Source organism: Streptomyces sp. NPDC028991, from assembly GCF_055564775.1.
The window spans coordinates 1-7,631 of the sequence record NZ_JBVHVP010000054.1 but is presented as its reverse complement, the minus strand read 5'-3'; the positions used below and the strand labels follow the sequence as shown (position 1 = coordinate 7,631).

The following is a 7,631-nucleotide window of genomic DNA, read 5'->3' as shown; positions in this document are numbered from 1 at the left end:
CGTCGGGTCCGGTGTCGGTGTGCTCGTCGGCGTGCGCGGCCGTCGATGTCGCCGCGGCCAGCGCCAGACCGCTCAGCACCGCCACGACGACACCGGCCCGTCTGTGTCCCACCTGTCTCACTGCAGCCTCCCAGCCTCTCGAGTCGGTCGACCAACCGGCGGAGTGGATCGGTGAATCGGCTGTCCGGGGGAGCCGGGAACGTCCCCGTCAGGTATTGCCCCCGGCGCCGGCCGGCGGTCCGGGCGGAGCAGGCGTGGGCAGGGCGTGGAGAACCGCGGTGGCCAGTGCCACGGGGTCGCCCGACGCCCGGACGGGATAGCTGTCGCGCCGCTGGTTCCAGGCGTTCTCGAGCGCGAACCAGTCGATGGCGACGGGCGCCCGGCCGGTGGCCAGCGCGGTGTCGAGGGAGTCGAGGTACGTCGTCCAGCGCATCGCGTGGAAGTCGGAGACCAAGCCGGACCACTCCCGGTTGGCGTAGTCCCGCAGGCCACCCGAGTCGCTGCCGGAGCGGTGGCCCCAGGTGGTGAGGATCGAGCGGGCGTCGAACTCGGCGGCGGCCCTCTCCGCCTTCGTGCGGCCCCAGGACTTGGCGTCCTCCAGCCAAGGGCCGAGGAGGAACCGCGTGTCGGTGGCGAGCAGCCGGTCCAGCAGGGCGAGGTCGCTCTTCCACTCGGCGGCCCGCTCGCGGAAGCGGGTCAGGTCCTCGGCGTCGTAGGCCGCCTTGATCCGCGGGAGCAGCGCCCGGCTGCGGTTGGCCAGGGCCTGGCGGGCGACGTCGACCAGATCGAAGCGGTAGGCGTCGGTGGTGCGCAGCGCCGGCGCGACCCGCAGCAGTTCGGCCAGCGCCCGGTGCACCGTACTCGGGTCGTAACGCATCGCGCCGGGACTCCAGCTGGCCGCCGAGGTGGCCGTCAGCGAGGGGCGGGCGGTGAACAGGCTGTCCTGGGACTCGCTCCAGGTGCCGGACGGTGTGCTGTAGGGGCCACTGCGCAACAGCTCCCACGCCCGGGCGGCGTGCGGGTCGGCACCGCCGTAGCGGCGCTCCGCGTACTGGCCGAACCAGGCTCGGTGATCCAGCGGGCCCCTGCGCCAGGCCAGTTCGGTGAACAGTTCGTAGGCGGCCGGGTTGCCGCCGGTACCTTCCGGCATGTAGGCGATGCCGGAGAGCGCGCTGCCGGGCTTGGTGCGCCACTGCTCGAAGCGCTCGGCCCAGACGGCGGTGTTGGCGCCGACAGTGGTGTGACCGCCGAAGTTGGGGATCGTGCCGAACGCGTAGGGCGCGCCGTGCCAGGTGGTTTCCCGGTCGAGGCCGTCGTAGCGATCGGACAGTCCGTCGACGATGAGCAGCCTGCTCTTGTCGACGGCGTCGATGATCTGCGTCGATGGATTGTTCTGCCAGCCGATCAGGGCCCACACGGCGCCGGGGCGCGCGGTCTGGAGAGCGTTCATCACGGCTTCGGCCGCGTCCCGGACCGGCACGTTCCCCGGCCGGCCGCCCTCGTGCAGCAGGTCCATCTTGTACATGGTGGAGTCGCCGAACAGCTCACGCTGGTGGCGGTAGAACGAGGCGGCGACCCTGCGGAACACCTCGCTGCGCGGGTCGAGCCAGTCGGGCCGCTCGAATCCGACCCAGTCACCCTGCGGCACCGCCGGCCCGGTGGGGTTCCGCTCCGTGAATCCCGGAGGCACGGTTCCGTAGTAGCCGGGCAGGACGGGGGTCATACCGAGTTGGCGCAGCCGGTCGGTGATCCTGCGGCCGAGCTCTGCCCGCTCCTCGACGAGCCGCTCGGAGACCGGGCCGCCGAAGCCGGACATGTTCTGCATCAGCCACCACGGCTGGTGCGCCGGACCGGGGATCCATGACCCGAGCTCGCCCTCGGAGTAGCCGAACTCCTGGAGTGTTTCGTAGTAGACGGCGTCGGCGCCCATCTGGACGAAGACCTCGTTCACTCCGTGCAGGGCGAGAAGATCGATCTGCTTCTCGTAGGACGTCCAGTCGCGGTAGGCACCGGAGTAGCCGTCGTCGGTGTCGTTGAGCGCGAAGCGGTGCGGAACCGAGGCATGCCTGCGGACGGTGCCCGCGGGCGCGGGCAGGGTGCGGGGCAGCTTGGCCGTACTCCGTCCGGGCCACCCGATGTCCACCTTGGCCGTGTACTTGAGGTACCAGTTGACGCCACTGAGGATCACGGCGGGGCTGGTCCCCTGAACGCGCACCTGGCCGGCTCGGCCGGACACGCTGAAGTAGTCCCCGGACCTTGGGCGGCTCGCTGCGGCGAGGGTGAACTGCGAGACGTGGCGCGGCAACAGCCGGGCGAGCGCGGCCTTGGCGGGGTGGGTGTCGAAGGCCGGTTCGCCCGGCGGCGACGCCGAGGCGGAGAAGGAGGCGGGGCTCAGGGCCGTGGTGAGAAGGACGAGGGCGGTGGCCGCGTACGGGGCAGCCCAGGCTCTGAGGCTTCTCACTGGCCACCTCTACGGGAGTGAGTGACGGGGTGTTGGCGAATATGGGGGTCGGCGAGTCACCAGTCAAGGAGGCGTCCCCGGGGGTACGTCGTTCTTCGGCCACGAGCGGCCGGCTGACCGGGCGGTCACCGATTCCGGGCGCGGACCAGACCGAACCGGGCGAGCGCTTCGGGACCGTGGCGCCGGTGGCCGGCAGAGCTCCGGCCGGCCGGAGGGACGATGCCCTCGTCGGAGTGGAACCGGAAGGCCTTCACCGTGTGCCCGGTGCGACGGGATGGTTCGCCGACGGGTGGAGACGGGACGACGGTGCGACGGAGGGTGGAGAAGCAGGTGTTCTCGCCGGGCCGCAGACTGAAGCCATGGAGGCAGTTCGGCGGGCGGCCGTCCTGAACGGAGTTCCGCGACACGTCTCCGGCGACCGGAGAGTGGCCGTAGCCGCCGAGACCCGTGGCAGCACCGGGTGAGGGACGTGCCGTACCGTCACGAGGCCCGGCCGGCCACCGGCCGGGCCTCGTCCGGAAGGGTGCCGCCACGGCGGATCAGCCCCGGCAGGGACAGAGCGCCCGGTCCGAAGAAGACCAGCAGCAGGAACCCCCAGCAGAACAGCACCGGGGACAGGCCGCCGTTCTGCAGCGGGAAGAGGCCGTCCTGCTGGTGCTCGGTGAAGTAGGCGAAGGCCATGATTCCCGAGCTGAGGAACGCCGCGCCGCGCGTCACCGCGCCGACGAGCACCAGCGCACCGGCGACCAGTTCGATCACCCCGGCGTACCAGAACGGCCAGTCGCCCGCGGGGCTGGCCCGCCGATCCAGCAGCCCGAAGACCGTGGCGGCGCCCTCACTGGTGAACAGCAGGCCGAGGACGATGCGGAACAGGCCAAGAACCAGGGGCTGGTGCCTGGTCAGCCGGTCGTTCAGGCGTGCTGTGCTCATCGGTGTGCTCTCCTCGAATCGGTCGGTGCGTCCCCGGGCGACGTGGGCCGGGAGGGCGAGAGTCCTCCCGTACCACCTACGTGCGCGCGGGGCGTTCGACTCAGAGGAAGACTCCGTTCCCAGCCGCACGGCCGTCGAACCGGCGTCCGGCGTGCGGCGGTGCGCGGCGCGCGGGTCCCGTCGTCAAGCCCCGTCTCGACGCGGGCCATGCCCGTTCGTCAGATCACGCGGAAGAGGTCGGCGGCGGCGTGCACGTCGGTGAGGTCCTCGACGGAGCGCAGGTTGTCGCACAGGGCGTCGAGGACCGAGTCGGCTTCGGCGACCCGTGGGGCGCCGACGGCCACGCCGAAGACGCGGAAGCCCAGCCGGTGCTTGGCGTCGTTCCAGCCGCGCATCCACTCCTCGGTGACGCCGCAGTCGTCGTCGGTGAGCATCACGATGTCGCCGCGCCCGCGGCCGGCGTCGTTGAACTCCTCCTCCAGCAGTTCGCGGGCCGCCGACAGAGGCCGCTGATAGCTGGTGCCGCCGCCGAGGAAGGTCTCCGCGAAGTCGACGACCCGCGTGATGTCGGCGGACCGGTCGGCCGGGAAGCGGAAGACCTGGAGTTTGTCCGCGGCGGCGAACAGGATGCCGACGAAGTCGCGCCCCGCCCGGCGGGCCTGGTCCAGCAGCGCCAGGGCGCATGCCTTGGACCACGCCTCCCGGGTGATTCCGCCCGGTCCCGCCTCGTACATGGAGTGCGAGGTGTCCACGCACGCGATGATGGCGCCCTGCCCGGTGGTCTGTTCTCCCCGGCTGTCGTAGAGCATCAGCTCCCCGGCGGCGTAGCGCGCGGCGAAGACCGCACGCAGCTCGGGCAGGCCGAGGTTGACCAGCTCGGAGGGGATGACGCGGGAGAGGTCGTCGCCCAGCGTGACGCCGACCAGCTCGCCCGTCGCGTTCTCCACCTTGCGGGCGCGCTCGCCGTCGGCCATCTGCCGGAAGCGGCCGATCAGCTCGGCCCACCGCGCGAGACGGCCGCCGCGCAGCCGCTCGGCGAGCCGGGCACGCCGGTCGAACGGCATCCGTTCCAGGTCGCCGGAGCCGACGCCCCAGGCCCGCATCAGTGTGGCCTCCTCCCGGGTGGCCGCGGCGGCCTTCGCCGTCGCGCTCCGTGCGGCGGCACGGATACCGGGAACCGCCGCCGCGAGGGCCTGCGCGGCGCCCTGGGCCGCCTGCCGGGCGGTGGCCTCCGAGGTCTCGGCGGCCTCGATCGCCCGTCGTACGGTGTCGGCGGCCGGTGCGGTGCCTTCCCCGGCGGCCTCGACGGCGGTCTGCTGGAGCGCCTCGCCCACGGCGGCCGCCGCGCCGTCGGCGTCCTGCCGGGCCTTCTTCGCCTGTTCGGCCCGTTCCCGCGCGTCCCGGGAGCCGTCCAGTATCCGGCGCAGTGCGGTGGCCTGGGCGAGTACGGCCATGGCGGCGGCGTAGGGGTCCCCGACCGTCTCACGGTGCAGCTCGGCGAAGTCCGGCGAGTCCACCAACGAGGTGATGACCTGGTGGTTGACCAGCCGTGAGGGGTCCATCCCGGCGGGGTCGCGCAACCGAGGGCCGGTCTTGTACGCGGCCAGGAACACGTCGGTCAGAAGGTCGGTGGCGTGGTCGTGGCGCTCGTTCAGTTCCTCGGCCAGCTCGCGCAGTCCGGCCGACTGCTCGTAGGTGTCGCGCCACGCGATCCGGTCGAACCGGTCCGCGACCACGGCCGTGGTGTGCCGCGCCGCGGCCGCGGAGGACGTGATCAGCCACTTCTCGGCCCGGCCCGCCAGTTCGTCGAGCTCGCCCGGTCTCGCGCCCATGGTCTGCGTCACCTCGGTGTTCAGAGCTGTGCCCGCACCGCGCTCGCGTCCACGCCGAGGGCCTCGGTGAGGACGCGGGCGCGTACGGCGCGCTGGCGGCCGGTGACCCGGTCGATGGCGGCGGTGGAGCGGCCGGCGCTCGCCGCCTCCTCGCGCAGCCTCTCCAACTGCCTGCCCGCCATGGCGAGCTGGTTGTGCGCCCGCTTGATGACCCACTCGCTCAGCGCCTCGCGGGACTGCCCGGCCATGGAATCGAGCTGCGCCTCCAGCTCGTCGATGGTGTCGGAGAGGTCGAGCGCCTCCTTGGCGTCGGGGTTGACCAGTTGCAGCACCTCGCGTTCGACGGCCGGCCGTTCGGCGGGGGAGTTCCAGAGCACGTGAGTCAGCACCGACAGGTCGGTCTCGGCGACCGCCGGGCGTCCGTCGAGATACGCGGACGCCTGGAGCAGGCCCACCGACTGCCGCCAGCGCCGGTCGGAGGCCACGAGTTCCCTGCGGCGCAGGGCGGCCCGCAGGGTACACATCGCGTCCACGATCACGTCGGGGACGTCGACGGCCGGGACGGCTTCGGCAACCGCGCGCTGGAGCGCGGACAGCTCGACCGTGGTGCGGTTCGGTGCCGCCGGGCGGCTGACGGCGGAGCGGACCAGCGCGGCGAAGTTCGAGGGATCTTCCAGGTACTTGACTTCGATCCGCACCAGCAGCCGGTCGTAGATCGCGGCCGAATCCTCTCCGCTGGGCAGTTCGTTGCTCGCCGCGACGGCTCCGATCAGGGGGCAGCGGATCGGTTCGCCGCCGCTCTCGGGGTGGTAGATCCGCTCGTTCAGATAGCCCAGCGTCTCGTTCAGCGCCGCCGTGGAGCACTTGAAGATCTCGTCGATGAACGCGATGTGCGCGGTCGTGGCACGGCCGTCGTAGACCTGGCGGTACTCGCCCCGGGCCAGAGCGGCGACGTCGATGGGCCCGAACATCCTCGTCGGCGCGGTGAACTTGGACAGCAGTATCTCCCAGTAGGACGCACCCTCGATCCTGCCGGTGAGTTCGCGGGCCATCTCGGACTTCGCGGTGCCGGGCGGGCCGAGTATCAGCGAGTGCTGCCCGGCCAGCAGCGTCACCACCAGGGTCCGCACCACGTCGGCCCGTTCGTAGAAGCGGTCCGCCAGCTCGTGGCCGATCGTCCGCAACCGCCGTGCCGTCTCCTGCGCGGCCGCCCCCTGCGCGTCGTGCGGGCCCATGGCCGACTCCTTGCGTATGGCGTTCGATCGGGCCGGCAGGCCATGGCCGTCTTGCCGGAATACCCGTTCTCGCAGGCTTCCGGCCGGTCGGGGCCCGCCGGCTGCGGAACACGCGGATTCTACGACCGCGCGCCCCGCCGAACGTGCCCCTTTGCGTGCTCGAGCAGGTCTGCCAGGCCGGCGAGGCCGTCGGCGTGCAGGTCGAAGCGGTCCGAGGGCGCGGGTGGGTCGCCGACGGGACGGGCGACGTAGGCCGTGCGCAGGCCGAGGTCCTGTGCCGCGCGCAGATCCCAGGCATGGGCCGCCACCATCAGGAGCCGCTCCGGCTCCCGTCCCGAAACGGAGACGGCCAGTCGGTAGACCGCCGGGTCGGGTTTGTAGGTCCGGGCGTCCTCGGCGGACAGGGCCTGGTGCCAGCGCAGTCCGGCGTGGGCGTTGATGTCCAGCAGCGCCGCCCGTCCCGCGTTGGAGAGTCCGATCAGCGGGAACCGTTCGGCGAGTCGGGCGAGCCCCGCGACGGTGTCGGGCCACGGCTCGAGCCTGCGACCCGACCGGGCCAGCGCCGCTACGGCGGCCGGGTCGCCGACTCCGGCGGCATCGGCGACCAGCCGGGCGGCTTCCAGGTCGAGCAGGTCGCTCGTGAGGTAGGGCCGGGCCCCGGCGACGATGCGACGTTGCTCGCGGCCGACGTGCCGCTGCCACAGCGACAGAAGCTGTTCCACCCGGGAGTCGCCGGCGGACGGGTCGAGCGTGCGGAGGCCGGCGCGGACGCCGCCTGGTTCGTCGACGAGAGTGCCGAGCACGTCGAACACAAGGGCATCGATCTCCAGCTCTGACATGCGGCGTCTCCTGTACGAAGCGGGGCGCGGGAGGGTCTGCTGGTCGAACGCGGCTGCGGGCCACCGGATTCCCGGGACCCGGCCGCGCGTACTCGTCTCCCGCGGAAAGTCCTGCCCCACGCCGGCCCAGCCGCCACCCCGCGTCCGCACCACACCCCCTCCCGCACCGGTTCGAGAGCCGCACACGAGCCCTCTCACCTCACACTCGCGGACAGTTCTGGCCATGGCCCCGAGCGGCGCTAGGAGTCGTCTTCAAAGGTGCTCAAGTGATGAGGGATCATGCTTGTCGTGGTGCGTCGTCATGAGCTTTCGGATGCTGAGTGGGCTGTGTTGT

At 72.1% G+C, this 7,631-nt stretch carries 5 protein-coding genes; all 5 read right to left on the bottom strand.

Translation table 11 applies throughout. The annotated features are described in order from the left end of the window. Window positions 1-208: 208 nt before the first annotated feature. A complete protein-coding gene (locus tag ACZ4V1_RS35695; RefSeq protein ID WP_468345291.1) occupies window positions 209-2,461 on the bottom strand; it encodes an alpha-N-acetylglucosaminidase in 2,253 nt (750 codons plus the stop codon). 480 nt (window positions 2,462-2,941) lie between these two features. Next, the gene (locus ACZ4V1_RS35690) at window positions 2,942-3,391 is read right to left on the bottom strand and encodes a DoxX family protein (protein ID WP_468345288.1); all 450 of its coding nucleotides are present in this window, start codon (window positions 3,389-3,391) and stop codon (window positions 2,942-2,944) included. Between the two features lie 218 nt (window positions 3,392-3,609). Further along, window positions 3,610-5,223, bottom strand: a complete 1,614-nt coding sequence (locus tag ACZ4V1_RS35685) for a VWA domain-containing protein (protein WP_468345285.1) — start codon at window positions 5,221-5,223, stop codon at window positions 3,610-3,612. Between the two features lie 20 nt (window positions 5,224-5,243). Then, entirely contained in the window at window positions 5,244-6,458 is a 1,215-nt protein-coding gene (locus tag ACZ4V1_RS35680) for an AAA family ATPase (protein ID WP_468345283.1), read from the bottom strand. 119 nt (window positions 6,459-6,577) lie between these two features. Further along, window positions 6,578-7,297 carry a haloacid dehalogenase type II gene (locus ACZ4V1_RS35675; RefSeq protein WP_468345280.1) on the bottom strand — a complete coding sequence of 240 codons (720 nt, stop codon included), beginning with the start codon at window positions 7,295-7,297 and terminating at the stop codon, window positions 6,578-6,580. Window positions 7,298-7,631 lie beyond the last annotated feature (334 nt).

Excerpts from the sequence above, each read along its gene's own strand:
- ACZ4V1_RS35675 (WP_468345280.1), bottom strand. The coding sequence starts at position 7,297 with ATGTCAGAGCTGGAGATCGATGCCCTTGTGTTCGACGTGCTCGGCACT.
- ACZ4V1_RS35680 (WP_468345283.1), bottom strand. The coding sequence starts at position 6,458 with ATGGGCCCGCACGACGCGCAGGGGGCGGCCGCGCAGGAGACGGCACGG.
- ACZ4V1_RS35690 (WP_468345288.1), bottom strand. The coding sequence starts at position 3,391 with ATGAGCACAGCACGCCTGAACGACCGGCTGACCAGGCACCAGCCCCTG.
- ACZ4V1_RS35685 (WP_468345285.1), bottom strand. The coding sequence starts at position 5,223 with ATGGGCGCGAGACCGGGCGAGCTCGACGAACTGGCGGGCCGGGCCGAG.